General features: G+C 61.6%; 21 protein-coding genes and 4 tRNA genes. 19 read left to right on the plus strand and 6 right to left on the minus strand.

Annotation, left to right across the window (positions count from 1 at the left end; genetic code table 11):
- The first annotated feature begins 12 nt into the window (after positions 1-12).
- From ileS to ispH, 4 genes are all read left to right on the plus strand, one after another.
- Positions 13-2844 (plus strand): isoleucine--tRNA ligase, encoded by a 2832-nt coding sequence (gene ileS, locus ACLEJR_RS19550; RefSeq protein ID WP_440797773.1) that lies wholly within the window; start codon positions 13-15, stop codon positions 2842-2844.
- The gene (lspA, locus tag ACLEJR_RS19555) at positions 2837-3349 is read left to right on the plus strand and encodes a signal peptidase II (RefSeq protein ID WP_440797771.1); all 513 of its coding nucleotides are present in this window, start codon (positions 2837-2839) and stop codon (positions 3347-3349) included. The genes ileS and lspA overlap by 8 nt, the downstream gene beginning before the upstream one ends.
- Positions 3342-3779, plus strand: a complete 438-nt coding sequence (gene fkpB, locus ACLEJR_RS19560; RefSeq protein ID WP_440797769.1) for an FKBP-type peptidyl-prolyl cis-trans isomerase — start codon at positions 3342-3344, stop codon at positions 3777-3779. The genes lspA and fkpB overlap by 8 nt, the downstream gene beginning before the upstream one ends.
- Before the next feature lie 169 nt (positions 3780-3948).
- Positions 3949-4896 carry a 4-hydroxy-3-methylbut-2-enyl diphosphate reductase gene (gene ispH / locus ACLEJR_RS19565; protein ID WP_440797767.1) on the plus strand — a complete coding sequence of 316 codons (948 nt, stop codon included), beginning with the start codon at positions 3949-3951 and terminating at the stop codon, positions 4894-4896.
- Here the strand turns inward: ispH and ACLEJR_RS19570 are convergent.
- Positions 4873-5388, minus strand: coding sequence for a GspH/FimT family pseudopilin (locus ACLEJR_RS19570; RefSeq protein WP_440815887.1), 516 nt, complete (start codon positions 5386-5388; stop codon positions 4873-4875). The two genes, ispH and ACLEJR_RS19570, sit on opposite strands and share 24 nt — an antisense overlap.
- 213 nt (positions 5389-5601) lie before the next feature.
- On the opposite strand from ACLEJR_RS19570, the gene ACLEJR_RS19575 reads away from it, so the two are divergent.
- The 7 genes from ACLEJR_RS19575 to thiO are packed head-to-tail and all read left to right on the plus strand — an operon-like array spanning position 5602 to position 12420.
- The gene (locus ACLEJR_RS19575; RefSeq protein WP_440815889.1) at positions 5602-6075 is read left to right on the plus strand and encodes a GspH/FimT family pseudopilin; all 474 of its coding nucleotides are present in this window, start codon (positions 5602-5604) and stop codon (positions 6073-6075) included.
- Entirely contained in the window at positions 6072-6536 is a 465-nt protein-coding gene (gene pilV, locus ACLEJR_RS19580) for a type IV pilus modification protein PilV (protein WP_440797761.1), read from the plus strand. The genes ACLEJR_RS19575 and pilV overlap by 4 nt, the downstream gene beginning before the upstream one ends.
- Positions 6533-7258 carry a PilW family protein gene (locus ACLEJR_RS19585; RefSeq protein WP_440815891.1) on the plus strand — a complete coding sequence of 242 codons (726 nt, stop codon included), beginning with the start codon at positions 6533-6535 and terminating at the stop codon, positions 7256-7258. The genes pilV and ACLEJR_RS19585 overlap by 4 nt, the downstream gene beginning before the upstream one ends.
- 10 nt (positions 7259-7268) lie before the next feature.
- Positions 7269-7748 (plus strand): pilus assembly PilX family protein, encoded by a 480-nt coding sequence (locus tag ACLEJR_RS19590; protein WP_440815894.1) that lies wholly within the window; start codon positions 7269-7271, stop codon positions 7746-7748.
- Positions 7735-10854 (plus strand): pilus assembly protein, encoded by a 3120-nt coding sequence (locus ACLEJR_RS19595; protein WP_440815897.1) that lies wholly within the window; start codon positions 7735-7737, stop codon positions 10852-10854. The genes ACLEJR_RS19590 and ACLEJR_RS19595 overlap by 14 nt, the downstream gene beginning before the upstream one ends.
- A gap of 8 nt (positions 10855-10862) precedes the next feature.
- Entirely contained in the window at positions 10863-11264 is a 402-nt protein-coding gene (locus ACLEJR_RS19600) for a type IV pilin protein (protein ID WP_440797753.1), read from the plus strand.
- A gap of 55 nt (positions 11265-11319) precedes the next feature.
- Complete coding sequence (gene thiO / locus ACLEJR_RS19605) at positions 11320-12420, plus strand: glycine oxidase ThiO (protein ID WP_440797751.1); 1101 nt, start codon at positions 11320-11322, stop codon at positions 12418-12420.
- A gap of 756 nt (positions 12421-13176) precedes the next feature.
- Here the strand turns inward: thiO and ACLEJR_RS19610 are convergent.
- From ACLEJR_RS19610 to ACLEJR_RS19625, 4 genes are all read right to left on the minus strand, one after another.
- Positions 13177-14517 carry a sigma-54-dependent transcriptional regulator gene (locus tag ACLEJR_RS19610; protein WP_440815899.1) on the minus strand — a complete coding sequence of 447 codons (1341 nt, stop codon included), beginning with the start codon at positions 14515-14517 and terminating at the stop codon, positions 13177-13179.
- Complete coding sequence (locus tag ACLEJR_RS19615) at positions 14514-16100, minus strand: two-component system sensor histidine kinase NtrB (RefSeq protein WP_440797746.1); 1587 nt, start codon at positions 16098-16100, stop codon at positions 14514-14516. The genes ACLEJR_RS19610 and ACLEJR_RS19615 overlap by 4 nt, the downstream gene beginning before the upstream one ends.
- Positions 16090-16323, minus strand: a complete 234-nt coding sequence (locus ACLEJR_RS19620) for a PP0621 family protein (RefSeq protein WP_440815900.1) — start codon at positions 16321-16323, stop codon at positions 16090-16092. Before ACLEJR_RS19620 ends, ACLEJR_RS19615 begins: the two co-directional genes overlap by 11 nt.
- A 126-nt stretch (positions 16324-16449) precedes the next feature.
- Complete coding sequence (locus ACLEJR_RS19625; protein ID WP_440797742.1) at positions 16450-17466, minus strand: outer membrane protein assembly factor BamD; 1017 nt, start codon at positions 17464-17466, stop codon at positions 16450-16452.
- A gap of 151 nt (positions 17467-17617) precedes the next feature.
- Here ACLEJR_RS19625 and rluD point away from each other — a divergent pair, with 151 nt between their 5' ends.
- From rluD to ACLEJR_RS19665, 8 genes are all read left to right on the plus strand, one after another.
- Positions 17618-18580 (plus strand): 23S rRNA pseudouridine(1911/1915/1917) synthase RluD, encoded by a 963-nt coding sequence (gene rluD, locus ACLEJR_RS19630; RefSeq protein ID WP_440815903.1) that lies wholly within the window; start codon positions 17618-17620, stop codon positions 18578-18580.
- Positions 18577-19302 carry a peptidoglycan editing factor PgeF gene (gene pgeF / locus ACLEJR_RS19635; protein WP_440815906.1) on the plus strand — a complete coding sequence of 242 codons (726 nt, stop codon included), beginning with the start codon at positions 18577-18579 and terminating at the stop codon, positions 19300-19302. Before rluD ends, pgeF begins: the two co-directional genes overlap by 4 nt.
- A gap of 336 nt (positions 19303-19638) precedes the next feature.
- On the plus strand, positions 19639-22203 hold the full coding sequence (gene clpB, locus ACLEJR_RS19640) for an ATP-dependent chaperone ClpB (protein WP_440815908.1): 2565 nt from the start codon (positions 19639-19641) through the stop codon (positions 22201-22203).
- A gap of 308 nt (positions 22204-22511) precedes the next feature.
- Positions 22512-22587: transfer RNA gene (locus ACLEJR_RS19645), tRNA-Asn, on the plus strand.
- 7 nt (positions 22588-22594) lie between these two features.
- A tRNA-Pro gene (locus ACLEJR_RS19650) sits at positions 22595-22671 on the plus strand.
- Between the two features lie 5 nt (positions 22672-22676).
- Positions 22677-22752 (plus strand) — tRNA-Lys (locus ACLEJR_RS19655).
- 94 nt (positions 22753-22846) lie between these two features.
- Positions 22847-22923 (plus strand) — tRNA-Pro (locus tag ACLEJR_RS19660).
- Between the two features lie 146 nt (positions 22924-23069).
- Positions 23070-24695 (plus strand): methyl-accepting chemotaxis protein, encoded by a 1626-nt coding sequence (locus ACLEJR_RS19665; protein WP_440815911.1) that lies wholly within the window; start codon positions 23070-23072, stop codon positions 24693-24695.
- A gap of 148 nt (positions 24696-24843) precedes the next feature.
- On the opposite strand, the gene ACLEJR_RS19670 is transcribed toward ACLEJR_RS19665, so the two are convergent.
- Complete coding sequence (locus ACLEJR_RS19670) at positions 24844-26142, minus strand: NAD(P)/FAD-dependent oxidoreductase (RefSeq protein WP_440815912.1); 1299 nt, start codon at positions 26140-26142, stop codon at positions 24844-24846.
- Between the last annotated feature and the right edge of the window lie 69 nt (positions 26143-26211).

Here is a 26211-nt window from a genome sequence, read left to right on the forward strand (position 1 = left end):
GAAGAGCCTTAAATGACCGACTATAAAGCCACGCTAAACCTTCCGGACACCGCCTTCCCTATGAAGGCCGGCCTGCCTCAGCGCGAACCACAGATTCTGCAGCGTTGGGACAGCATTGGCCTGTACGGTAAGTTGCGCGAAATTGGCAAGGATCGTCCGAAGTTCGTCCTGCACGACGGCCCTCCGTATGCCAACGGCACCATTCATATCGGTCACGCGCTGAACAAGATTCTCAAGGACATGATCATCCGCTCCAAGACCCTGTCGGGTTTTGACGCGCCTTATGTTCCGGGCTGGGACTGCCATGGCCTGCCGATCGAGCACAAGGTGGAAGTCACCCACGGCAAGAACCTGGGCGCGGACAAGACCCGCGAACTGTGCCGTGCCTACGCCACCGAGCAGATCGAGGGGCAGAAGTCCGAGTTCATCCGTCTCGGCGTGCTGGGCGACTTCGCCAACCCGTACAAGACCATGGATTTCAAGAACGAAGCTGGCGAAATCCGTGCCTTGGCGAAGATCGTCGAGGGTGGTTTCGTGTTCAAGGGCCTCAAGCCGGTGAACTGGTGCTTCGATTGCGGTTCGGCCCTGGCCGAGGCGGAAGTCGAGTACGAGAATAAGAAGTCCTCGACCATCGATGTGGCCTTCCCGATCGCCGATGAAGACAAGCTGGCCGCCGCGTTCGGCCTGGGCAAGTTGGGCAAGCCGGCCTCCATCGTGATCTGGACCACCACTCCATGGACCATTCCGGCCAACCAGGCGCTGAACGTTCATCCGGAGTTCAACTACGCTCTGGTCGATGTGGGCGACAAGCTGCTGGTGCTGGCCGAAGAACTGGTCGAATCCTGCCTGTCCCGCTACGGTCTGGAAGGCTCGGTGCTGGCCACCGCTCCCGGCTCGGCGCTGGAACTGATCAATTTCCGTCACCCGTTCTATGACCGCCTGTCGCCGGTCTACCTGGCCGACTACGTGGAACTGGGCGCCGGCACCGGCGTGGTTCACTCCGCACCGGCCTATGGCGTGGACGACTTCGTGACCTGCAAGAAATACGGCATGGTCAACGACGACATCCTCAACCCGGTGCAAAGCAATGGCGTGTACGTGCCATCGCTGGAATTCTTCGGCGGCCAGTTCATCTGGAAAGCCAACCCGGCCATCGTCGACAAGCTGACCGAAGTCGGTGCGCTGCTGCACACCACCGTCATCGAACACAGCTACATGCACTGCTGGCGCCACAAGACCCCGCTGATCTACCGCGCCACCGCACAGTGGTTCATCGGCATGGACAAGCAGCCCGCCAATGGCGACACCCTGCGCCAACGCTCGCTCAAGGCCATCGAAGACACCAAGTTCGTCCCGGCCTGGGGCCAGGCGCGCCTGCACTCGATGATCGCCAACCGTCCGGACTGGTGCATCTCCCGCCAGCGCAACTGGGGCGTGCCGATCCCGTTCTTCCTGAACAAGGAAAGCGGTGAGCTGCACCCGCGCACTGTCGAGCTGATGGAAGAGGTCGCCAAACGCGTCGAAGTCGAAGGCATCGAAGCCTGGTTCAAGATGGACGCCGCCGAGCTGCTGGGCGACGAAGCGCCGCTGTACGACAAGATCAGCGACACCCTGGACGTCTGGTTCGATTCCGGCACCACCCACTGGCACGTGCTGCGCGGCTCGCACCCGATGGGCCACGAGACCGGCCCGCGTGCCGACCTGTACCTTGAAGGTTCGGACCAGCACCGCGGCTGGTTCCATTCGTCCTTGCTGACCGGTTGCGCCATCGACGACCACGCGCCGTACCGCGAGTTGCTGACCCACGGTTTTACCGTCGACGAGGCCGGTCGCAAGATGTCCAAGTCCCTGGGCAACGTGATTGCGCCGCAGAAGGTCAACGACACCCTGGGCGCCGACATCATGCGCCTGTGGGTCGCGTCCACCGACTACTCTGGCGAAATGGCCGTTTCCGAGCAGATCCTGCAACGCAGCGCGGATGCCTATCGGCGTATCCGTAACACTGCGCGCTTCCTGCTCTCGAACCTGACCGGTTTCAACCCAGCCACGGACCTGCTGCCGGCCGAGGACATGCTCGCGCTGGACCGTTGGGCCGTGGACCGTACCCTGTTGCTGCAACGCGAGTTGCAGGAGCATTACGGCGAATATCGCTTCTGGAACGTCTACTCCAAGATCCACAATTTCTGCGTGCAGGAGCTGGGTGGTTTCTACCTCGACATCATCAAGGATCGCCAGTACACCACCGGTGCCAACAGCCAGGCACGCCGCTCCTGCCAGAGCGCGCTGTTCCACATCAGCGAGGCGCTGGTGCGCTGGATCGCGCCGATCCTGGCGTTCACCGCCGACGAACTGTGGGAGTACCTGCCGGGCGAGCGCAACGAGTCGGTGATGCTCAACACCTGGTACGAAGGCCTGACCGAGTTGCCGCAAGGTTTCGAGCTGGACCGTGCATACTGGGACCGGATCATGGCGGTCAAGGCGGCAGTCAACAAGGAAATGGAGATCCAGCGCGCGGCCAAGGCTGTCGGTGGCAACCTGCAGGCTGAAGTAACCCTTTATGCCGAAGAGGCCCTGAGCGCCGACCTGGCGAAACTGGGCAACGAGCTGCGCTTCGTGCTGATCACCTCCACTGCCAGTGTCGCGCCGTTGGTGCAGGCGCCGGCCGATGCGGTGGTGACCGAAGTGGCCGGCCTGAAACTCAAGGTGGTCAAGTCGAGTTTCGTCAAGTGCGCCCGTTGCTGGCACTGCCGTGAAGACGTCGGCGTGAACCCGGAGCATCCGGAAATCTGCGGTCGCTGCGTCGACAACATCAGCGGCAGCGGCGAGGTTCGCCACTATGCCTAACGCAGCGGGTCGTTTCGGACGGCTGGGCTGGCTCTGGTTGAGCGTGCTGGTACTGGTCATCGACCAGGCCAGCAAGTTCTACTTCGAGAACTCGCTGACGATGTACCAGCAGATTGTGATCATCCCTGATTACTTCAGCTGGACGCTGGCCTACAACACCGGCGCGGCGTTCAGCTTCCTGGCCGACAGTTCCGGCTGGCAGCGCTGGTTGTTCGCGCTGATCGCCATCGTCGTCAGCGGCGTGCTGGTGGTCTGGCTCAAGCGCTTGGGGCGCAACGAGACCTGGCTGGCCGTGGCGCTGGCGCTGGTGCTCGGTGGCGCGCTGGGCAATCTGTACGACCGCATCGCCCTGGGTCATGTGATCGATTTCATCCTGGTGCACTGGCAGAACCGCTGGTATTTCCCGGCGTTCAACTTTGCCGACAGCGCTATTACCGTGGGCGCCGTGATGCTCGCCCTGGACATGTTCAAGAGCAAGAAAACCGGAGAGGCCGTCCATGACTGAGCAGCGTATCGCTCAAAACACCGAAGTGAAGCTGCACTTCGCCCTGCACCTGGAAAACGGTGACACCGTCGACAGCACCTTCGACAAGGCGCCGGCGGTGTTCAAGGTGGGCGACGGTAACCTGTTGCCAGGCTTCGAGGCGGCGATCTTCGGTTTCAAGGCCGGCGACAAGCGCACCGTGGTCGTACCGCCGGAAAATGCCTTTGGTCAGCCCAACCCGCAAAACGTGCAGACCATGCCACGCTCCCAATTCCAGGACATGGAACTGTCCGAAGGGTTGCTGGTGATCTTCAACGATGCGGCCAACACTGAATTGCCGGGTGTGGTGAAGGCGTTCGACGACGCTCAGGTGACCGTGGATTTCAACCATCCACTGGCGGGCAAGACCTTGAATTTCGAAGTGGAGATTCTTGAGGTCAAGGCTCTGTAACTGGCCGAATGCGGTCAAGTGTGGGAGCGGGCTTGCTCGCGAATACGGTCTGTCAGCCAACATCATTGTTGGATGTCAGGTCCTCTTCGCGAGCAAGCCCGCTCCCACAAGGTATTTCCATTGTGTTCGAGCCCTTCGTTCGATCAACAGGCCAGACACGAGGCACAGCATGCAAATCAAACTCGCCAACCCCCGTGGCTTCTGCGCCGGTGTGGACCGGGCGATCGAAATCGTCAACCGCGCCCTGGAAGTCTTCGGGCCGCCGATCTATGTGCGTCACGAAGTGGTCCACAACAAATTCGTCGTCGAGGACCTGCGCAGTCGCGGGGCTATTTTCGTCGAGGAACTGGACCAGGTGCCGGACGACGTCATCGTGATATTCAGCGCCCATGGCGTTTCCCAGGCGGTGCGTACCGAAGCCGCCGGGCGTGGCCTGAAGGTGTTCGACGCGACCTGCCCATTGGTGACCAAGGTGCACATTGAGGTGGCGCGCTATAGTCGTGACGGTCGCGAGTGCATCCTGATCGGCCACGAAGGGCACCCGGAAGTCGAAGGCACCATGGGCCAGTACGACGCCAGTAACGGTGGCGCGATCTACCTGGTCGAGGACGAGGAAGACGTTGCGGCCCTGCAGGTACGTAATCCCGAGAGCCTGGCCTTTGTCACCCAGACCACCTTGTCCATGGACGACACCAGCCGGGTGATCGACGCCTTGCGTGCGCGTTTCCCGGCCATCGGCGGACCACGCAAGGACGATATCTGCTATGCCACGCAGAATCGCCAGGACGCGGTCAAACAACTGGCCAATGAATGCGATGTGGTCCTGGTGGTCGGTAGCCCGAACAGCTCCAACTCCAACCGCCTGCGTGAGCTGGCCGAGCGCATGTCCACCCCGGCCTACCTGATCGACGGCGCCGAAGACATGCAACGCAGCTGGTTCGATGGCGTCGAGCGGATCGGCATCACCGCCGGTGCGTCAGCGCCGGAAGTGCTGGTGCGCGGGGTCATCCAGCAATTGCAGGCCTGGGGCGCGACCGGTGCCGATGAGCTGGCCGGACGTGAGGAAAACATCACGTTCTCCATGCCCAAGGAACTACGGGTCCGCTCGCTGCTTTAAGCCTTTTTCGCACAAGGCCTGCTCGGCTGCATGGCTGCGCAGGCTGACGCGCCCGGTGGGTGCCAGTACGACTTGATGGTGGCTGATCGGACCCTGTTTTTCACAAACATGGAGCGTTCCCGAGTGAAAGGCGCCACTGCGCCATACTGCCTGACCATGGCTGGCGAACCTGACCGAACGCTTCATTGCCCAGTTGCCAATGATACGAGCGCCGCTGCTGCGCTGTGTCAGCAACGCCTGGTCATCACCGTCCAGGATGATTTGCCACCCTTGGCTCCAATCGTTGTCTATCCCTCTGAATGCCACCGTCCGGTTGCGCGTGATGGCTTCGCTTCGCGCGGTGCGCAAGCCGCTGGCCAGCAGCCGGGCGGCGTCTTTGCGCTCGATGGATTCGATGAGTGTCTTATAACTGGATCCCGCCCATGACAGAACAATCGTGGCAATCGCCAGTCCCATGAGCAGTTCGATCAGGCTGAAACCCTGTTGGTGCATGATGTCTCCTCCCTGGAGAGCGTGAAACGGCGAGATGTGCGAGCAATTGTGGCGCAGAGCTTCTGTGGCGAGGGAGCTTGCTCCCGCTGGCTGCGCAGCAGCCCAAAAAGAACAGCCGCCAGCCGCCGAGCGGGAGCGGGCTTGCTCGCCACAGGCACCGGTTTGTTCTAGCGTTGTAAAAGCAGGTATAGCCGACGGCAACGGAGGGCATCGATGGATCTTCGTACAAAAGGTTTCACGCTGATCGAGGTGCTGGTGGCGATCGGCGTGCTGCTGATCCTGATCACCCTGGCGGTGCCGGCGTTTACCGGCTCGATGCAAGGCACCAAGGCCGATACCGAGATTGGCGATCTGCGGCGGGCGCTGAATTTTGCACGAATGGAAGCGATCGACCGAGGCACCACCATCCGCATACGCCCCACGACCCTGGGCGGTGTCTGGAGCGGCGAATTGTCGGTCTACGACAGTACTGGCACGCCGGCCAATGTATTGCGGGTTGTTCCAGCGATGGGCAGCGGCGTGACTCTGACGCTAACCTCTGATGTGACCAGCATTGATTTCAACAACCTGGGCGGCTTATCGGCGCCGTCCACTGCGGTGAGCTTCAATTACGTGCGCGGGGCGCAAAGCAGGACGCTGAGTGTTTGCCTCAATGGAAGAATCGTATTGGGTGGAAGTTGCGGATGACGGATTGCAGTAAAAAGGCACAGGAAGGCATGACGCTGATCGAGGTGCTGGTGGCCGTGCTGATCCTCGGCGTGGGGCTGCTGGGGGCGGCGATGATCCAGCTCAATGCGCTCAAATACACCGACAGCTCGCGCATGACCAGCCAGGCCAGTTTCATCGCCTACGACCTGCTGGACCGCATTCGCGCCAATTCCGGCGCCGACTACACTATCACGCCGCCCGGTTCGCCCAATCTCAACGTGGCAAGGGACCAGGACCTCTACGATTTCAAGACCAACATCATTGCCTTTGGCGGTGCCACGGCCACCGGCACCGTTGCCTTGAACCAGCGGGTCTACACCATCACCATTTCCTGGGATGATGCGCGAGCGGCCAATACCACTAATGCGGCCGATGCGCGACGCAGCTTTGTGCTGACCAGTCGCGTTGCCGTCGACCCGATCGCGGCGCCGTCGCCATGAACAGGCGCAGCCGGGGGTTCGGCCTGATCGAACTGATGATCGCGCTGGTACTCAGCCTGATTGTCGTACTGGGCGTCGTGCAGGTTTTCATCGCTGCCAAGAACACTTATGTCAGCCAGGGCGCCGCAGCGGTGATGCAGGAAGATGCCCGGTTCGCCCTGAGCAAGATGCTCCAGGAGCTGCGCATGGTGGGCATGTTCGGCTGCCTGGCAAACATCACCGACGCCTCCTCGGCGGGGGATTTCAACGCCAGCCAGATCACCCCGATCCGTTGGGACAATGCCAACCTCAAACTGACCCTGGTGGCAGCGGATGTAGGCAACAGTGGCGGGACGCCCACCTGGACCGTGGTTTCCGATTGTCGCACCTCGGCCACTGCCTATACCGGCGTTAGGGCGCCGGCGGCCGGGCAGATGGCCTTTCCGATCAGGCGACTGATCTACAGTTTCAGCAATAACCAGCTGCTGATGGGCGTACAGACACCCGGCGGGCCTGCCAACCCGACCATGGCTGTGCTGGTGGATAACGTCCGATCCTTCAACGTGATGTTCGGCGTGGCGAGCAGTGCCACGGACATCGCAGCGTCGAGCTACAACAGCAACCCGTCCGACCCTGCACTGATCCGCAGCGTGCGCTTGACGTTGACGCTCTTCGATCCGAAGAACGCCGTGCGCGATCAGACCTACAGCGTGGTTGCCGCGTTGCGCAACCGGCTGTTGTGAGGGGCTTGTCATGAACCCGACGCCTCAGAGATCCAAGCAGCGTGGCATGGCCTTGTTGGTCAGCCTGGTGTTCCTGTTGTTGCTGACGCTGATCGGCCTGTCGTCGATGCAGAGCGCCACACTCCAGGAAAAAATGACCAGCAGCGTCATGCAGCGCAACCAGTCCTTCCAGCTTGCCGAGGCGGCGCTGCGGATGGGCGAGAGCGCCGTACAGGTCGAGACCTATTCCCTGCCGGTCTGTTCCACCGCGATTCAATGTGCACCGCCTGCCGAGTCGGCGACCCTGACGGCAGCCGGGCGCAACTCTACTTCCGGCGTTACCTGGGTGGCCGTCCCTGGCGGGTTCTATGGCGTGCAGAACATCGGCACTACCCTCACGGCGGTCAACGTCCCCAGCAATACATCGGCGACGCTTTACCGGATCACGGCGGTAGCGGTGATAGGCAATAACCAGCGCAGCGTAGTGGAGAGCATTTATGCGAAATACTGAGGCGCGCCGCAGCTGGAAGCAGATGATCCTGGGCGCGTTGCTCAGCCTTTATCTGACGGCTCCGGCCTACGCATTCACGCCCTCGGATTCGCCATTGCTGAGTGCGGGTGCGGTTACGCCAAACGTGATGTTGCTGATCGATGACTCGGGAAGCATGAACAACATCATCTGGGCATCAGGGTTCGACCCGACGGTGGCGCGACCCACTGTGTACACCTGTGAGTCCAGCACAAGCTGCAACAGCATCGCCGAGATGGATATGGAAAACAGCAACGTGTTGCTGGGGAGTCTGTTGCGTGGGGGCTGTTCGACCGCTGGCAACTGGTACGGGTTTTATCGCAGCAATCTCGGGCGGGTCTGCCTGAGGCTGCCGGACCCGGTGGGCGGTGGCAACACCCGCTATTCGGCAAACTACCTGTCGTATCTGTTGACGCTCGCCAACGGCACGAGCCGCGATTTCACCACCGGCACGATCCCCAACGACTATCGGATCAACGTGGCGCGGGATGTTTCCACGGACCTGGTGACCAGCAACCGCGCGTTGCGCATTGGCCTGGCCACCTTCAACCCTCCCAGCAGCACCAACTCCGGTCCGGGGGGCTATATCGCCCGGGCGGTCAGTGACCTGGCTCCCGTCAGCGGCAGCGTGACCCAGACCCAGGCCAATGCCAACTACACCGCGCTGATCAATGCCATTAACGGGCTGGGGGCCGTGGCGAATACCCCGCTCGCCGAAAGCTACTACGAGGTCACACGATATTTCCGGGGCATCGCGCCCTACTACAACGGCACGCCAGCCACCTACACCAGTCCGATCCAGTACCGTTGCCAGAAGAACTTCGGCGTGGTGATCACCGACGGTCTGCCCACCTATGACCGGACCTTCCCCACCAATGATCCGCAGGGCACCCCGGCGGGCGGTGCCCGCTTGCCGAACTGGGATGGGATCAGCAGCAACGATGGCGGCAATCCCAACGGCGACGGGGAGGGCGATACGCTTTACCTGGACGACATCGCCAAGTTCGCCTTCGACATCGACATGCGCTCCACTGGCAACGACGCCACCGGCAAAAGCTGGAACTCAGGGGATTTCCCTCGCCAGTACCTCAACACTTATACCGTGGGTTTCACCGCCACCAACCAGATGTTGTCCGACGCCGCCCGCTATGGCGCCGGTCGGTACTACCAGGCAAGCGACAGCGAGGGCCTGAGTTCGGCCTTGTCTTCGGCCCTGAGTGACATTACCTCCAAGGCCGGGTCGGGGGGCGGTGGCGCCACCAACGGCGCTTCGTTATCCAGTACCTCAAGCTTCTACCAGACCACCTACGATCCCAAGGACTGGCGCGGGACCATCCGGGCGTTTGGTTTCAACACCACCGGTACTGTCAACACCGCAGCGGTGCAGTGGACCACCGACACCGCCATCGTGCCCGGTGCCACCGCCCCCATCTACCAATCCTGGAACACTGCGACCAATGCCCCGGTGACCTTGGCCTATGGCAACTTCTCGCCCACCCAGCAGGCCATCCTCAACCAGAACCTGCCCACGGGTGTTACCGGCAATGACCTGGTGGAGTGGAGCAAGGGCGTCAACAAGACCGGTTTGAAGGTACGCAGCGCGTTGCTGGGGGACATCATCAATTCGCCGCTGGTGCAAGCATCGCCCAACGACCAGACCGCCGCAGACCTGCTCAACGACACCAGCTACAGCACCTACCTGGCGACCAAGGCAACGAACATGAGCGCCAGCCTGGTGGTAAACGCCAACGATGGTTTCTTCAGTGTCATCAACAGCGCCAACGGCACGCGGCGTTACGCCTATATGCCATCGAGCGTATTGCCTTCCCTGGAAAGTATCGCGGAACCCACTTACATCAATGGGGTGGGACACCAGTTCCTGGTGGACGGCCAGGTCGGCGTCTTTGATGCGCAGGCAGGCAGCGTCTGGAAGACCTTGGCCCTGGGCGGGACAGGGGCAGGCGGAAGGACTTTCTATGCGGTGCAGTTGTTCGATGCGGCGGCAGGCAATGTGCTCCGGGCCTTGTGGGAAATCGGCGCACCGGCGGTGGCCAGCACCGCCAACACGTTCAACGACCTGGGTTATGCCTACGCTCGTCCGGAAGTCGCACGCCTGGCGGACGGTCGTTGGGCGGCGTTCATTGCCAACGGATACGGCAGCAACAGTGGTGTGGCGGCGCTATACGTGGTGGATATCCGGGACGGTTCGTTGATCCGCAAGATCGTCATCAACAGTAGCGAAACCGATAACGGGCTGTCCTCGGTCAAGCTTCGGGTCAACTCGCAGAACGTGGTGCAAGCCGCTTACGGTGGCGACCTGAAGGGACGGATGTGGAAGTTCGACCTCAGCGGCACTTCCCCGGCCGCCTGGGGGCTGGCGTTTGCCGGCCAGCCATTGTTCACCGCACCCGGCGGTGCCACCCAGCCGATCACCGTGCAGCCGCTGCTGGCGGACAACCCCCAGGGCGGCACCCAGGTGTTTTTCGGCACCGGTAAATTCAATGAGGCGACCGACAAACTCACCAAGGATCTGCAGGCGTTCTACTCGATCTGGGACGCCACGGGTGGTGCTGGGCAGATCACCGTGTCGAGCTTGCAGGCCCAATCGATCACCGGTGTGTTTTCCGGCAGCACCGGGCAGTTCGTGACCACCAGCCAGACTGACGTGACGTACCCTGCCAAGAAAGGCTGGTACCTGCCCCTGATCTATAACAATGTGCTGACCGGCGAGCGGGTGATCAACCCGGCCAATCTGGTGCTTGGGCGCGTGGTCTTTACCACCGCCGCAGTGGACACCACCGACCCTTGTGCTGCCTTCGGTACCGGCAAACTGATCGAATTGGATGCGTTCAACGGTAAGATGCTCAACTACGCAGTGCTCGACACCAATGGAGACGGCACGCTCAGCAACCTCGACACGATTTCGGCGGGCGTGGTGTTCAGCGGCGGTATCCCGACCTTGAGTGCGGTGGTCAATACCAGCGGGGCCACCAACATGATCGTGAACGACTCCAGCGGCGGCATTACCAACCTGCTGGAGAAAACAGTCGGCGGCAGCCGCCGCATCATGTGGCGGCAAGTACAGTGAGGTAAGGTATGCGCAGATCCAACCGGGGTTTCACCTTGATCGAAATCATGATCGTGATCGCGATCATCGGTATCTTGGTCACCGTCGGCTATCCAAGCCTGACCGAATACATGAAGAAGGGCCGACGCACCGAAATTGCCGGGCTGTTGTCGGAGCAGGCGCAGATCCTCGAGCGTTATTACTCCAAGAACAACGTCTACACCAACGCGACCGGCCTGAGTAGCGGGAACGACTTCTACACCATCAACCAGACGCTGGCGGACCAGAGCTTCACCCTGACCGCCGTGCGAAAGAGTGGCTCGTCCATGGCCACGGACAAATGCGGTGATTTCACCCTCAACAACACCGGCGCGCGCGGCATGATCAACGCTGCTGCGGGGCTGACCACCAAGGATTGCTGGGGTCGCTGAGTTTTCTTATTCGGGCGCGGTCTTGCGTCCTCTGTCTTATGAGTCGAATCAAAACATGACCAAGCAACAGCAGGTGGTGATTGTCGGCGGCGGAGTCATTGGCCTGCTGACGGCGTTCAATCTGGCGTCCGAAGGGCAATCCGTGGTGTTGCTGGAGCGCTCCGGCGTCGGCCAGGAAGCGTCCTGGGCCGGCGGTGGAATCGTCTCGCCACTGTACCCCTGGCGCTACAGCCCGGCGGTCACGGCGCTGGCGCATTGGTCGCAGGATTTTTATCCACAACTGGGGCAGCGGCTGTTCGCCGCCACCGGCATCGACCCGCAGGTGCATGTCACCGGGCTGTATTGGCTGGACCTGGATGACCAGGACGAGGCGCTGGCCTGGGCCGAGCGGGAAGGCCGACCGCTGCGCGCCGTGGATGTCTCGGCGGTCCATGATGCGGTGCCGGTGCTGGGCGCGGGCTTTTCTCGGGCGATTTACATGGCCGACGTTGCCAACGTGCGCAATCCGCGGTTGGTGAAGTCCCTGAAGGCGGCGTTGCAAGCCCTGCCCAATGTCACGCTGCATGAGCACTGTGAAGTCAGTGGCTTCATACGCGACGCTGATCGGGTGGTCGGGGTGGACAGTTCGACAGGACCAATCCGGGGCGATCAGGTGGTGCTGGCTGCGGGAGCCTGGAGCGGTGAGTTGCTCAAGACGTTGGGGCTCAAATTGCCAGTCGAACCGGTCAAGGGGCAAATGATTCTGTACAAGTGCGCGTCGGATTTCCTGTCGAGCATGGTCCTGGCCAAGGGGCGCTATGCGATACCGCGTCGCGATGGGCATATTCTGGTCGGTAGCACCCTGGAGCATGAAGGTTTCGACAAGACGCCGACCGATGTTGCGCTGGAGAGTCTGAAGGCCTCGGCGCAACAGCTGATCCCGGCGCTGGCCGAGGCTGAGGTGGTGGGGCACTGGGCCGGATTGCGACCCGGATCGCCGGAGGGTATTCCGTACATCGGCGAAGTGCCGGGGTTTGCGGGCTTGTGGCTGAATTGCGGGCATTATCGCAATGGGTTGGTGTTGGCGCCGGCTTCGTGTCAGTTGTTTGTCGATGTGATGTTGGGGCGGGAGCCGGTGATTGATCCTGCGCCTTATGCGCCGGCGGGGCGGTTGTAGGGGCAGGCGGGTGGCCTTTCACTTTGGGGGAGCACTCCGTGGGAGCAAAGCTTGCTCGCGAAGACAGTTGACCTATCTCTCTCGGTCGTACGCTGATTCAATTGTGGGAGCGAGCTTGCTCGCGATGGCGGCCTGATTGTCGGTCGCGGTTCTGTTGACCGAGTACATATCCATTTCTGCGGTAACGGCGGCTTAGGGTTCCGCCCTGACGGCGGCTCACTTTTGAGAAGCGCAAAAGTAAGCAAAACGCTCTTGCCCCACCACTGGGCACCTCGCTTACGCTCGGTGTTCCCTCACTCCGGCATTGCTCCGTGGGCCCGCCGCGATGGGCCCTCCATGGCCCTGCGCGGCTATCCCGGCATCCATGCCGGGATGCCCACTACGCAACACCTGCGTTCGGCCCTTGTGGTTAACGGGGCGCCCAGATCAAAAGCAAAAGCAAAGCAAAAGCGAGGCGGCCTATCTGGATGGCTCGCGACGACGTATTGATTGAACTGGGCGAATTGCTGGCTAATCGAGTGCTGGATGAGGGAGTCCTGGTGACTGAAGTCTAGGGAACACGGCTCCACCGAATTCCCAGGGCAAACACTGACCCCGTGGCGAGGGAGCTTGCTCCCGCTGGGCTGCGCAGCAGCCCCAATGAGCAGCGACGAAGATCCATCTGGCACACCGAGGTGTGAGGATTCGGGTCTGCTTCGCAGCCCAGCGGGAGCAAAGCTCCCTCGCCACGGGGGGACGGTCAGTTTTGGGGCGGCACTAATCCAACCCCAACTTCTTCAACCGATACCGCATTGACCGAAACGATAGTTTCAAGCGTTGCGCCGCCGCCGTGCGGTTCCAGCGGGTTTCTTCCAGGGCCTGGAGGATGAGTCTGCGTTCGACGTTTTCCAGGTAGTCTTCCAGGTTGTCGACCTGAGTCAGTTCAGGATTGGCTGTATCCCCATTGCTGCCCTCGGCCAGGCGCAGGTCGTCGGCTTCGATCTGTTGGTACTCGCACAGGGTGTAGGCCCGTTCGAGCATGTTCTCCAGCTCGCGCACGTTGCCGGGAAAACGGTAGTTCAGCAGGGCTTCGAGGGCTTTGGGATGCAGCTTGACTGCCGGGCTGCCCGTGTTGGTCGCCAGGCGCTGAAGCATATGGTTGGCCAGCGGTTCGATGTCTTCGCGGCGCTCGCGCAGGGGCGGGACGCGCAGTTCGATCACATTCAGTCGGTAGTACAGGTCCTGGCGGAAGCGCCCGGCGCTGACTTCGGCGTCGAGGTCTTTGTGGGTGGCGCAGAGGATGCGCACATCCACCACTTCCTCCTGCTGGCCGCCGACGGCGCGCACGGCCTTTTCCTGGATCGCTCGCAGCAGCTTCACTTGCATCGCCAACGGCAGGTCGGCCACTTCATCGAGAAACAGGGTTCCGCCCTGAGCGGCCTGGAACAACCCGGGTTTGTCTTCGATGGCGCCGCTGAAGCTGCCTTTTCGATGACCAAAGAATTCGCTTTCCACCAACTCCGTGGGAATCGCCCCACAGTTGACCGGCACGAACGCCTGGCTTGAACGAGGGCCCTGGTCATGGATCAACCGCGCGACCAGTTCCTTGCCGCAACCCGATTCCCCGCTGATGTACACCGGTGCCTGGCTGCGGGCGAGTTTTTCGATCTGCTTGCGCACGTTGCGCATCGGCGGTGAGTCGCCCAGCAGACAACGTTCGATGGTCGTGGTCGGCGTTGCGACCGGCAAGCGCAGGGCGCTGTTGACCAGCTCGCGCAGGCGCGCCAGGTCGACCGGCTTGGTCAGGAAGTCGAAAGCACCGGCCTTGAGGGCGTCGATGGCGGTTTCCAGGCTGCCGTAGGCGGTGATCATCGCCACCGGCAATTGCGGGTAGCGCTGCTGGATGTGTTGCACCAGTTCCAGGCCGGTGCCGTCGGGCAGGCGCATGTCGGTCAGGCACAGGTCGAATGCCTCGTCTGCCAGCAGACCCTGGGCTTCGGCGAGGTTCTTGGCGCTGCGGGTGTCGAGTTTCATCCTTCCCAGGGTGATGTCCAGGAGTTCGCGGATGTCCGGTTCGTCATCGACGATCAGGATTCGTTGCCGGGAGCGAGTAATCAAATCTGTTTCCGTCCGTGAGCAAAGGTGATGCGAAAGCAACCGCCGCCTTGGCGTGGTTTGAAGTCTAGGCGGGCCTGGTTGCTTTCGCACAGCTCACGGGACAGATAGAGCCCAAGGCCGGTGCCCTGGCTGCTGGTGGTGAAGAAGGGTTCGAACAGGTGCGCCTGCTGCTGCGGCGTCACACCGGGGCCATTGTCGATGATGTCCAGGGTGGACAACTGGCTATGGGGGTCGATGAACAGTTTCAGCCAGGCCTCGGCCGGTTCATGGAGCATCGCGCTGTGGCGCCAGGCGTTGCGCAGCAGGTTGTCGAGCACTTGGGTCAGTTGGTCCGGGTCCATCAACGTGACGTAGTCGCCTGGGTCTATGCTCAGGTGCAATTGCTGTTCGCCCGCATGCTCGCGTGTCCGGCGCACGAATTGTTCGAGCCAGGTGCGCAGGTCCAGGCGCTGGGGCGTGGAGGTCTGGCGGCGGGACAGTTGCAGGACATTTTCAATGACGCGATTCATTCGTTGGGAGTGATCTTGAATAATCTGCGTCAGACGCCGATCCGCAGCGTTCAGTTCCTCGGACTCACGCAGCAGTTGCGCTGCGTGGCTGATCGCCCCCAGCGGATTGCGGATTTCATGGGAGATGCCGGCGGTGAGTCGTCCCAGCGACGCCAGTTTCAATTGCTGGGCCTGCTGGGCAACCTGGGCCTGGTCTTCGAGAAAGACCAGGATCTGGCGCTGGTCGTCGTACCCCAGGGCAATGAAACTCGGCTGCAAGGTCAGGCCGGTGCCGCTGACGGTCAGGCTGGGTGGCCGCAGGCTGGGGTTGTTCAGCCACAATTGCAGCCGCTCGACCAGAGCGCTGGAATAGTCGTCGATCTGCTGGCCGACCAGGTCGTGCATGCCCAACAGGTGCAGCGCGCTCTCGTTGGCCAGTTGCACCCGGCGCTGACGATCGAGGACCAGAATGCCGGTGCGCATGCGCTGCAGGATCAAGGCATTGAGCGCTTCCAGGCCGACCACTTCGCTGGCCCGTCGCTCGGCCAGGGTTTCGCTGGCTTCCAGGCGTCGGTTAAGGCCTTGCACCAACAGGGCTGCGGCGAAGCACAACGCCCCCAGGGTGCCGGCCTGTAGATAGTTGCTGGGACGGTTCGAGTCGCTCAAACCCAGGAAGAAGCTGGAGCCTACGATGCCGAGCGTCGCCACGGCCGCGATCAGCAAGCCCAGCCGGCCACGCAGCAGCGTATTGCCGATGGCGACCGAGACGATGATCAGGTTGCCGATGGCGCTGGGGGCGCCGCCCGCGACATAGAACAGCCATGAGAGCAACAGCACATCGGCAAGCGTCAGGCCGAACAGACGGGCAGGGTGGCGGGTGTTTTCGAGGAACACCACCAGCAGGATATTCAGCACAAGATACAACCAGCTGCCACTGCGCAGCAGGTCGTCGTTGGCGAATTCCAGCAACCGGTTGTCCATGTTGCTGGAAATCAGCAGCACCAGTGTGATGCCGATGCTCAGGCGGTACAGGTGATAGAGACGCAGCAGGCGCTGCGTCTGTTTGAGGCGCGGGCTCGAAGCCTCAGTGGCCACGAGGATCCGGGCCTTGCTCAAGATGAGCCTGGCTGCAATACCACTGTTGTTCCAGGGCCAGCGCCCGGTCGCGGGGCAGGTGTACGCCGCACTGGGCGCAGCGGACCATCGGCGTTGCGTCGCGCTCGCGGGAGGTGCGAGGGGCGGCGGACGCGCCCTTGTACTTGCGCCAGAACCATACCGCGGCGGCAATCAGGGCGATCCAGAACAGTAAACGAAGCATGATGGGCGGCTTTTCGGCTGATGATCCGGCATTTTAGCCAAGGACAGGAACGGCGCCCAGCGCAATAAAACACAGGCACAAAAAAGGGAGACCGCCGGGTCTCCCTTTATGACTGCTGCCTCGGCGTCAGTCGAACAGGCCGAAGGTCAGGTGGCTGAACCAGGACCGGTCGCTGGACTCGTTCTGCGGCTCTTCTTCCTCGATCACGTCGCCGTTTTCGTCCTTGGGCTTGAGCTCGTTCGGAATGGCTTCCTTGGCGTCCTGGAACTGACGCTGAACGTCCTGGTTGGCGCGGGTTTCGCCCGGCGGCAGCGGTGGACGGGATTCGATCAGGCCCAGGGTCGCCTTGCTCAGCCACGAGCGGTTGTCGGCCTCGTCGACCCGCGGCGTGAACTGGCCGTCCACCAGCGATGGGTGGTCCGGGTAGTTCAGCTTCAGGGTTTCCAGGCTGGTGGCCGCCAGGTCGTCCAGGTGCAGGCGCTGGTAGGCTTCGGTCATCACCGCCAGGCCGTCGCCCACCGAAGGGGTTTCCTGGAAGTTTTCCACTACGTAGCGGCCACGGTTGGCGGCGGCGACGTAGGCCTGACGGGTCAGGTAGTAGTCGGCCACGTGGATCTCGTAGGAGGCCAGCAGGTTGCGCAGGTAGATCATGCGCTGCTTGGCGTCCGGCGAGTAGCGACTGTTGGGGAAGCGGCTGGTCAGCTGGGCGAACTCATTGTAGGAGTCGCGCGCGGCGCCCGGGTCACGCTTGGTCATGTCCAGCGGCAGGAAGCGCGCCAGCAGGCCGACGTCCTGGTCGAAGGAGGTCAGGCCCTTGAGGTAGTAAGCGTAATCGACGTTCGGGTGCTGCGGATGTAGACGAATGAAACGCTCGGCGGCGGACTTGGCAGCTTCCGGCTCGGCGTTCTTGTAGTTGGCGTAGATCAGCTCCAGTTGAGCCTGATCGGCGTAGCGACCGAACGGATAACGCGACTCCAGGGCCTTGAGCTTGGCGGTGGCGCTGGTGTAGCTGTTGTTGTCCAGGTCTTTCTGAGCCTGTTGGTACAGTTCGACTTCGCTCAGGTTTTCGTCTACGACTTCCTTCGATGAGCAAGCAGCGGTCAATGCGAGGATGGCGATCAGCAGCAGGTGTTTCACTTGCATGGCGGCTTGCGTCCCTATGACGGCCGCTGTCTTGGGCGGGGCCGTCCTGTTATGATGAGCGCCCCGTTGAAAAGCCTCGGGGCAAAAGACGCCGTATTTAACCACAAGCGCGCAGCCGAAACCAAAGGCTGTGCCGACGCCCAGTCCGAGCATGTCCGATAAAATAGAACTCCGCGCAGAGGTGCCGTCCGAATTGGGCGGCCAACGCCTCGATCAAGTCGCCGCCCAACTCTTCGACGAGCATTCGCGCTCGCGCCTTTCCGCCTGGATCAAGGACGGCCGCCTGACGGTGGATGGGGCGGTCGTGCGCCCGCGCGACATCGTCCACGGCGGCGCCATCCTCGAGCTGACCGCCGAGCAGGAGGCCCAGGGTGAATGGGTTGCCCAGGACATCGCCCTGGACATCGTCTACGAAGATGACGACATCCTGGTCATCAACAAACCGGCCGGCCTGGTGGTGCACCCGGCCGCCGGCCATGCCGATGGCACCTTGTTGAATGCCTTGCTGCACCACGTGCCGGACATCATCAATGTCCCACGTGCCGGCATCGTCCATCGCCTGGACAAGGACACCACCGGCCTGATGGTGGTCGCCAAGACCATCCAGGCCCAGACACAGCTGGTTGCACAACTGCAAAGCCGCAGCGTCAGCCGTATCTATGAATGCATCGTGATTGGCGTGGTCACCGCCGGTGGCAAGATCAACGCGCCGATCGGTCGTCATGGCCAGCAGCGCCAGCGCATGGCCGTGATGGAAGGCGGCAAGCCGGCAGTCAGCCATTACCGCGTGCTTGAACGCTTCCGCTCCCACACCCACGTGCGGGTCAAGCTGGAAACCGGTCGTACCCACCAGATCCGCGTGCACATGGCCCATATCAACTTCCCATTGGTGGGCGATCCGGCCTACGGCGGTCGTTTCCGCATTCCGCCGGCTGCCAGCGCAACGATGGTCGAATCGCTGAAGAACTTCCCGCGACAGGCCCTGCACGCGCGGTTCCTGGAGCTGGATCATCCGACCAGCGGTAAGCGCATGAGCTGGGAATCACCCTTGCCGGATGACTTCGTCTGGCTGCTGACATTGCTCAAGCAGGATCGCGAGGCGTTCGTCGGATGAGTGACTGGCTGATACCCGACTGGCCCGCGCCGGACCGGGTCAAGGCCTGCGTTACCACCCGTGCGGGCGGCGTCAGCCTGGCGCCGTTCGACAGCCTCAACCTTGGCAACCATGTGGACGATGATCCGCAGGCCGTCGCTAAAAACCGCCGCCGGCTTACTGGCCGATTCGCCATGCGTCCGGCCTGGCTGCAACAGGTCCACGGGATCGAGGTGGTCGAGGCCGACCCGGCACAGGTCATGACCGCCGATGCCAGCTGGACCGCCACGCCGGGTATCGCTTGCACGGCGATGACGGCGGACTGTCTGCCCGTGCTGTTCTGCAACCGCGCCGGCACCCGCGTCGCGGCGGCTCATGCCGGTTGGCGCGGGCTGGTGAACGGCGTGCTGGAGGCCACCCTCGATAGGCTTGCGATGCCAGCGGATCAAATCCTCGCCTGGCTCGGCCCGGCCATCGGCCCGCAGGCCTTCGAAGTTGGCGCCGAGGTGCGTGAAGCGTTCATGGCCGTTCAGCCCGAGGCCGCGAAAGCCTTCGTGCCCAGCCACAACGTCGGCAAATTCCTCGCCGACATCTATGCCCTTGCGCGACTGCGCCTGGCCGCGCGCGGGGTCACGGCGGTCTATGGTGGCGGTTTGTGCACCGTGTCCGATCCGCGCTTCTTTTCCTACCGGCGCAATCCGCGCACCGGTCGCTTCGCATCCCTGGTCTGGATCGAGCAATAGAGGTTGTCCGGCTGACCCAGTCCGTTTCAGCGATGGTGGTATCGAATGTAAGACCGCAATCGCGAGCTGGCTCGCTCCCACGGGTTTCCGGATGACTGAGCCTTCGTCTATGCCGCAATCCCTTGTGGGAGCGAGCCTGCTCGCGACGCGGTGTGTCAGCTAACCTGTTACCAACCTGACGCAGTGGGTTCGCCCAACAGGTCTTCACTGACTGATCTGCGTCAACAGAGCGCCGCTTGAAACTTCCAGAATCGACCACATCTATAACGGTATCTGGCAGGTTTCTTCATTCAGGACGGTTTTCAGGTCCGGCCTGCTCAAAAGGAAGGTGACCCTATGCGTATTGACCGTTTAACCAGCAAACTGCAATTGGCCCTGTCCGACGCCCAATCACTGGCGGTCGGCCTGGACCACCCCGGTATCGAGCCGGCGCATTTGATGCAGGCCATGCTCGAACAGCAAGGCGGTTCCATCAAGCCCCTGCTGATGCAGGTGGGCTTTGACGTCAACAGCCTGCGCAAAGAGCTGGCGAAAGAACTCGACCATTTGCCCAAGATCCAGAACCCCACTGGCGATGTGAACATGTCCCAGGACCTGGCGCGCCTGCTCAACCAGGCCGACCGTCTGGCCCAGCAGAAGGGCGACCAGTTCATTTCCAGCGAACTGGTGCTGCTCGCTGCCATGGACGAGAACAGCAAGCTGGGCAAACTGTTGCTCGGCCAGGGTGTGAGCAAGAAGGCCCTGGAAAATGCCATCAACAATCTGCGTGGCGGCGAGGCGGTGAACGACGCCAACCACGAGGAGTCCCGTCAGGCACTGGACAAGTACACCGTCGACCTGACCAAGCGCGCCGAAGAGGGCAAGCTCGACCCGGTGATCGGCCGTGACGACGAAATCCGCCGCACGATCCAGGTATTGCAACGGCGTACCAAGAACAACCCGGTGCTGATCGGTGAGCCGGGCGTGGGTAAAACTGCCATCGCCGAAGGCCTGGCCCAGCGCATCATCAATGGCGAGGTGCCGGATGGTCTCAAGGGTAAGCGCCTGCTGTCCCTGGACATGGGGGCACTGATTGCCGGTGCCAAGTACCGTGGCGAGTTTGAAGAGCGGCTCAAGGCCCTGCTCAATGAACTGTCGAAGCAGGAAGGACAGATCATCCTGTTCATCGACGAATTGCACACCATGGTCGGTGCGGGCAAGGGCGAGGGCTCGATGGACGCCGGCAACATGCTCAAGCCCGCGCTGGCTCGTGGCGAGTTGCACTGCGTCGGCGCGACCACTCTCAATGAATACCGCCAGTACATTGAAAAGGACGCGGCCCTCGAGCGGCGCTTCCAGAAAGTGCTGGTGGACGAGCCGAGCGAAGAAGACACCATCGCCATCCTGCGCGGCCTGAAAGAGCGCTATGAGGTGCACCACAAGGTGGCGATCACCGATGGTGCGATCATCGCGGCGGCCAAGCTGAGTCATCGCTACATCACCGACCGTCAGTTGCCGGACAAGGCTATCGACCTGATCGACGAGGCCGCCAGCCGCATCCGCATGGAAATCGACTCCAAGCCCGAAGTGCTGGATCGCCTGGAGCGGCGCCTGATTCAACTCAAGGTCGAATCCCAGGCCCTGAAAAAGGAAAGCGACGAAGCGGCGAAGAAACGTCTTGAGAAGTTGCAGGAAGAAATCGTTCGTCACGAACGTGAGTATTCCGATCTCGAGGAAGTCTGGAACTCGGAAAAGGCCGAAGTCCAGGGTTCGGCGCAGATCCAGCAGAAGATCGAACAGTCCCGCCAGGAACTGGAAGCGGCCCGCCGCAAAGGTGATCTCAACCGCATGGCCGAGTTGCAGTATGGGGTGATCCCGGATCTGGAGCGCAGCCTGCAAATGGTCGACCAGCACGGCAAGAGCGAAAACCAGTTGTTGCGCAGCAAGGTCACCGAAGAAGAGATTGCCGAGGTGGTCTCGAAGTGGACCGGGATCCCGGTGTCGAAGATGCTCGAAGGCGAGCGTGACAAGCTGTTGAAGATGGAAAGCCTGCTGCACCAGCGCGTGATCGGCCAGGAAGAAGCGGTAGTGGCGGTGGCCAACGCCGTGCGCCGGTCCCGCGCCGGCTTGTCGGACCCTAACCGTCCGAGCGGCTCGTTCATGTTCCTCGGCCCGACCGGTGTTGGTAAAACCGAGCTGTGCAAGGCGCTGGCCGAATTTCTCTTCGACACTGAAGAGGCCATGGTGCGCATCGACATGTCCGAGTTCATGGAGAAACACTCCGTGGCCAGGCTGATCGGTGCACCACCGGGTTACGTCGGTTACGAAGAGGGCGGTTACCTGACCGAGGCGGTGCGTCGCAAGCCATACTCGGTGATCCTGCTCGACGAGGTCGAGAAGGCTCATCCGGACGTGTTCAATATCTTGCTGCAAGTGCTGGAGGACGGTCGCCTGACCGACAGCCACGGGCGTACGGTGGATTTCCGCAACACGGTGATCGTGATGACCTCCAACCTCGGCTCGGCGCAGATCCAGGAGCTGGTGGGCGACCGCGAAGCGCAGCGTGCTGCGGTAATGGATGCGATTTCCACCCACTTCCGGCCGGAGTTCATCAACCGGGTCGACGAAGTGGTGATTTTCGAGCCGTTGGCTCGCGATCAGATTGCCGGCATCACCGAGATTCAGCTGGGTCGCCTGCGCAGTCGTCTCACCGAGCGCGAGCTCAAGCTGCAATTGAGCGACGAGGCCTTGGACAAGCTGATTGCGGTGGGCTACGACCCGGTGTATGGCGCCCGGCCGCTGAAACGGGCGATCCAGCGCTGGATCGAGAACCCGCTGGCGCAACTGATTCTGTCCGGTCGTTTCATGCCGGGGGAAACCGTGACCGGCACGGTGGAAAACGACGAAATCGTCTTCAACTGACGGTCTGCACGTGCGCTGACCAAATGGCCTCGCGTTGCGAGGCCATTTTTTTCATCAGGCCGTTGAACTCAAAGGAAAAGGCTTGTAAAGTGCGCCCCGCAGTCAGTCACCCGAAGGGTTACTTCTCACTGGGAAGCAATCCAAAATAAGTTGCAAATCATTGTCTTGAAAGCAATTTAGGGGGTTGACAGCGGTTTTGAAGATTGTAGAATAGCGCGCCTCAGACACACGAACGCAGCGATGCAGACGGGTCGAAGAGGTTGAGGCGAGATTCGACAAGCTTCAACGTTGTAACTTGAAATATCAGTTCCGTGATAGCTCAGTCGGTAGAGCAAATGACTGTTAATCATTGGGTCCCAGGTTCGAGTCCTGGTCACGGAGCCATTTCAATCGGGGTATAGCGCAGTCCGGTAGCGCGCCTGCTTTGGGAGCAGGATGTCAGGAGTTCGAATCCCCTTACCCCGACCATATTTGGGTCGTTAGCTCAGTTGGTAGAGCAGTTGGCTTTTAACCAATTGGTCGTAGGTTCGAATCCCACACGACCCACCATTTTTGAGACCAGTTCGCTGGAATCGAATCTTAAGATCAGAGGCCAAAAGCGCTGATCGAGGAAGGCGACTTGCAGAGGTCGCCTTTTTTTTACCGGGGTATAGCGCAGTCCGGTAGCGCGCCTGCTTTGGGAGCAGGATGTCAGGAGTTCGAATCCCCTTACCCCGACCATATTGAAGATCCCCGTATCGAAAGATACGGGGATTTTTTTTTGCCTGCGAAAAAGCCCAAGGCTTCAAGTTGTCGTACAACTAGCCGATAAACCGCGGATAGGGCCTCGAACCCACTTCACGCCAACAATAAAAAGGCATTCCATTATGTTTCTCCGTCAGTTGAATATTGCGCGCCGTGCCGCGTTGGGTTTTGCCTTGATTGCCCTGTTGGTGGCCTTGCTCGGGGTATTTGCGCTGGGGCAGATGTCGAGCATCCGCGACAGCGAAGTGGCGGTGGAAACCCAGTGGCTGCCGAGTATTCGTGGCGGTGACGAAATTCGCGAATGGATGCTGCGCATTCGCACCATCTCCCTGCGCATGGCCCTGGACCAGGATCCGAAAAATACCTCGGTCTACCGTGGGCAAATGGACGTCCGCGACAAGGAACTGAGCGAAAAAATCGCCAATTACGAAAAACTCGTTGTGACCCCCGAAGGCAAAGCGCTCTACGACCAGTTCAAGCAGACCTTCGCTGCCTACCGTGCGGGTATCGCTCAATCGTTTATCCTCGCGGAACAGGGGCGTCGGGACGAACTGATCAAGCTGCTGTTGGTGGACATGAAGACCGTGGTGGACGGTTCCGGCAAACAGCTCAACGATCTGGCGGAGCTGTTCTCCAAGCAGGTCGCCATCGAGAGCCAGAAGTCCCAGGAGCACTACGCCAATTCCCGCATGATCGTCAGCCTGTTCATCGTCCTGGCCGCCCTGGCGACGGTGGCCCTGGCGATGTTGTTGACCCGCAGCATCGTCAAGCCCCTGGGGGAGGCGCTGCACGCCGCAGAGAGCGTGGCTGAAGGTGACCTGACCCGGCCGATCGAAACCCATGGCAACGACGAAGTGAGCCGCTTGCTCAAGGCCCTGGCCACAATGCAGCAGAATCTGCGCGATACGTTGCAGAGCATCAGCGGGTCGGCGACGCAGCTGGCGACGGCGGCCGATGAACTGAACGTCGTGACCCTCGACAGCACCCAGAGCCTGCAACAGCAGAACAACGAAATCGAGCAGGCCGCCACGGCCGTCACCGAAATGACCACGGCCGTGGAAGAGGTGGCGCGCAACGCGGTGTCCACCTCCGACGCCACGCGTCAATCCAGTGAGTCGGCGTCCCTGGGCCAGCAGCGGGTCAGCGACACGGTGGACGCAATTGGCGCACTTGCCAACGACGTGGAGGTGACGGGTGGGTTGGTGCAGTCCCTGGCGAACCAGTCACAGGATATCGGCAAGGTGCTGGACGTGATTCGGGCCATCGCCGAGCAGACCAATCTGCTGGCCCTCAACGCCGCCATCGAGGCGGCCCGGGCCGGGGAAAGCGGTCGCGGGTTTGCGGTGGTGGCGGATGAAGTGCGAGCGCTGGCTTATCGCACGCAGCAATCGACCCAGGAAATCGAACAGATGGTCCAGGGCATGCGCAGCGGCGCAACCCAGGCGCTGAACTCGATGCAGGCCAGCTCGACGCGCGCCGCCAGCACCCTGGCGATGGCGGAGCGGGCAGGAGAGGCATTGCAGACCATCACCGCCTCGGTCAGTGAAATCCATGAGCGCAATCTGGTGATCGCCAGCGCAGCGGAAGAACAGGCTCAGGTGGCCCGTGAGGTCGATCGCAACCTGGTGAACATCCGTGATCTGTCGGTGCGCTCGGCCACCGGCGCAGACCAGACCAGTGCGTCCAGCCATGAACTGTCGAAACTGGCGAATTCGTTGCGCACCATGGTGCAGCGGTTTCAGGTGTGATCGATGGCGGGCTCGGGCAGTGATTCTGCCCGAGACTGGATATGACTGTACTGCCGTCATCACGAGCAGGCTCGCTCCCACAGAGAGTGCATTCTCCTGTGGGTACTCGGCTCACTGCGAGCCTGCTCGCGATAGCGGTGCGTCACGTTCAGTGCAACTTCAGCCGAGGCTCGGTCCCGCGTCCGATCTTGCTCCCCAGCATCAGCATCGCCGTGCGGAACGTGCCGTACAGCGCCATCTGGTGCATGCGGTACAGCGACACGTAGAACATCCGCGCCAGCCAGCCTTCGAGCATTACGCTGCCGGTAAGGTTGCCCATCAGGTTGCCCACTGCGGAGAAGCGCGACAGCGAGATCAGCGAACCGTAGTCGGTGTATTTGTAATGCGGCAGGGCCTTGCCCTCGATTCGCAGCTTCAGGGATCTGGCCAGCAGCGATGCCTGCTGGTGCGCGGCCTGGGCGCGGGGCGGTACGTTGCGGTCGCTGCCCGGTTGCGGGCAAGCGGCGCAGTCGCCGAAGGCGAAGATGTTCTCGTCGCGGGTGGCCTGCAACGTAGGCAGCACCTGCAACTGATTGATGCGATTGGTCTCCAGTCCGTCGATGTCCTTGAGGAACCCCGGTGCACGAATTCCAGCCGCCCAGACCTTGAGGCTCGCATCGATCACTTTGCCGTCAGCGGTGATCAGGCTGTCGGCGGTCACCTGGCTTACGGCGGCGTTGGTCATGACATTGACCCCGAGTTTCTCCAGGGTCTTGTGCACAGGTCCACTGATGCGCTCGGGCAATGCCGGCAGGACGCGCGGCCCGGCTTCGATCAGGGTGATGTGCATGTTTTCCGGCTTGATCCGGTCCAGCCCGTAGGCCGCCAGTTCATGGGCCGCGTTATGTAGCTCGGCGGCCAGTTCGACGCCGGTCGCGCCGGCACCGACAATGGCAACGCTGATGCGCTCTACCGCATCGGTCTGGCCGGCGTGGGCGCGCAGGTAATGGTTGAGCAACTGCTGGTGGAAGCGCTCGGCCTGTTTGCGGGTGTCGAGGAACAGGCAATGTTGTGCCGCGCCTTCGGTGCCAAAGTCATTGGTGGTGCTGCCGACGGCAATGACCAAGGTGTCGTAGGCCAGCTCCCGGGCCGGCAACAGCTCGACGCCCGCTTCGTCATAAGTGGCGGCCAGCTGGATTTTCTTCAGTTGCCGATCCAGTCCGCTCATGCGCCCGAGCTGGAACTCGAAGTGGTTCCATTTGGCCTGGGCGACATAGTTGAGTTCGTCTTCGGAAGAGTTCAGGGAACCGGCGGCCACTTCGTGCAGCAGGGGTTTCCAGATGTGGGTCAGGTTCGCGTCGACCAGCATCACACTGGCCGTGCCGCGCTTGCCCAGAGTCTTACCCAGACGGGTAGCCAACTCCAGGCCGCCGGCGCCGCCGCCGACGATAACAATACGGTGAGTCATGGGGATATCCCGCAAGGCTAAAGGAAATCGGTGCCGTTACCCCCGCGAGCCTGGGTGTCGTGCTGCACA

The sequence above is a fragment of the Pseudomonas sp. SMN5 genome (assembly GCF_052041925.1).
Lineage (GTDB): Bacteria > Pseudomonadota > Gammaproteobacteria > Pseudomonadales > Pseudomonadaceae > Aquipseudomonas.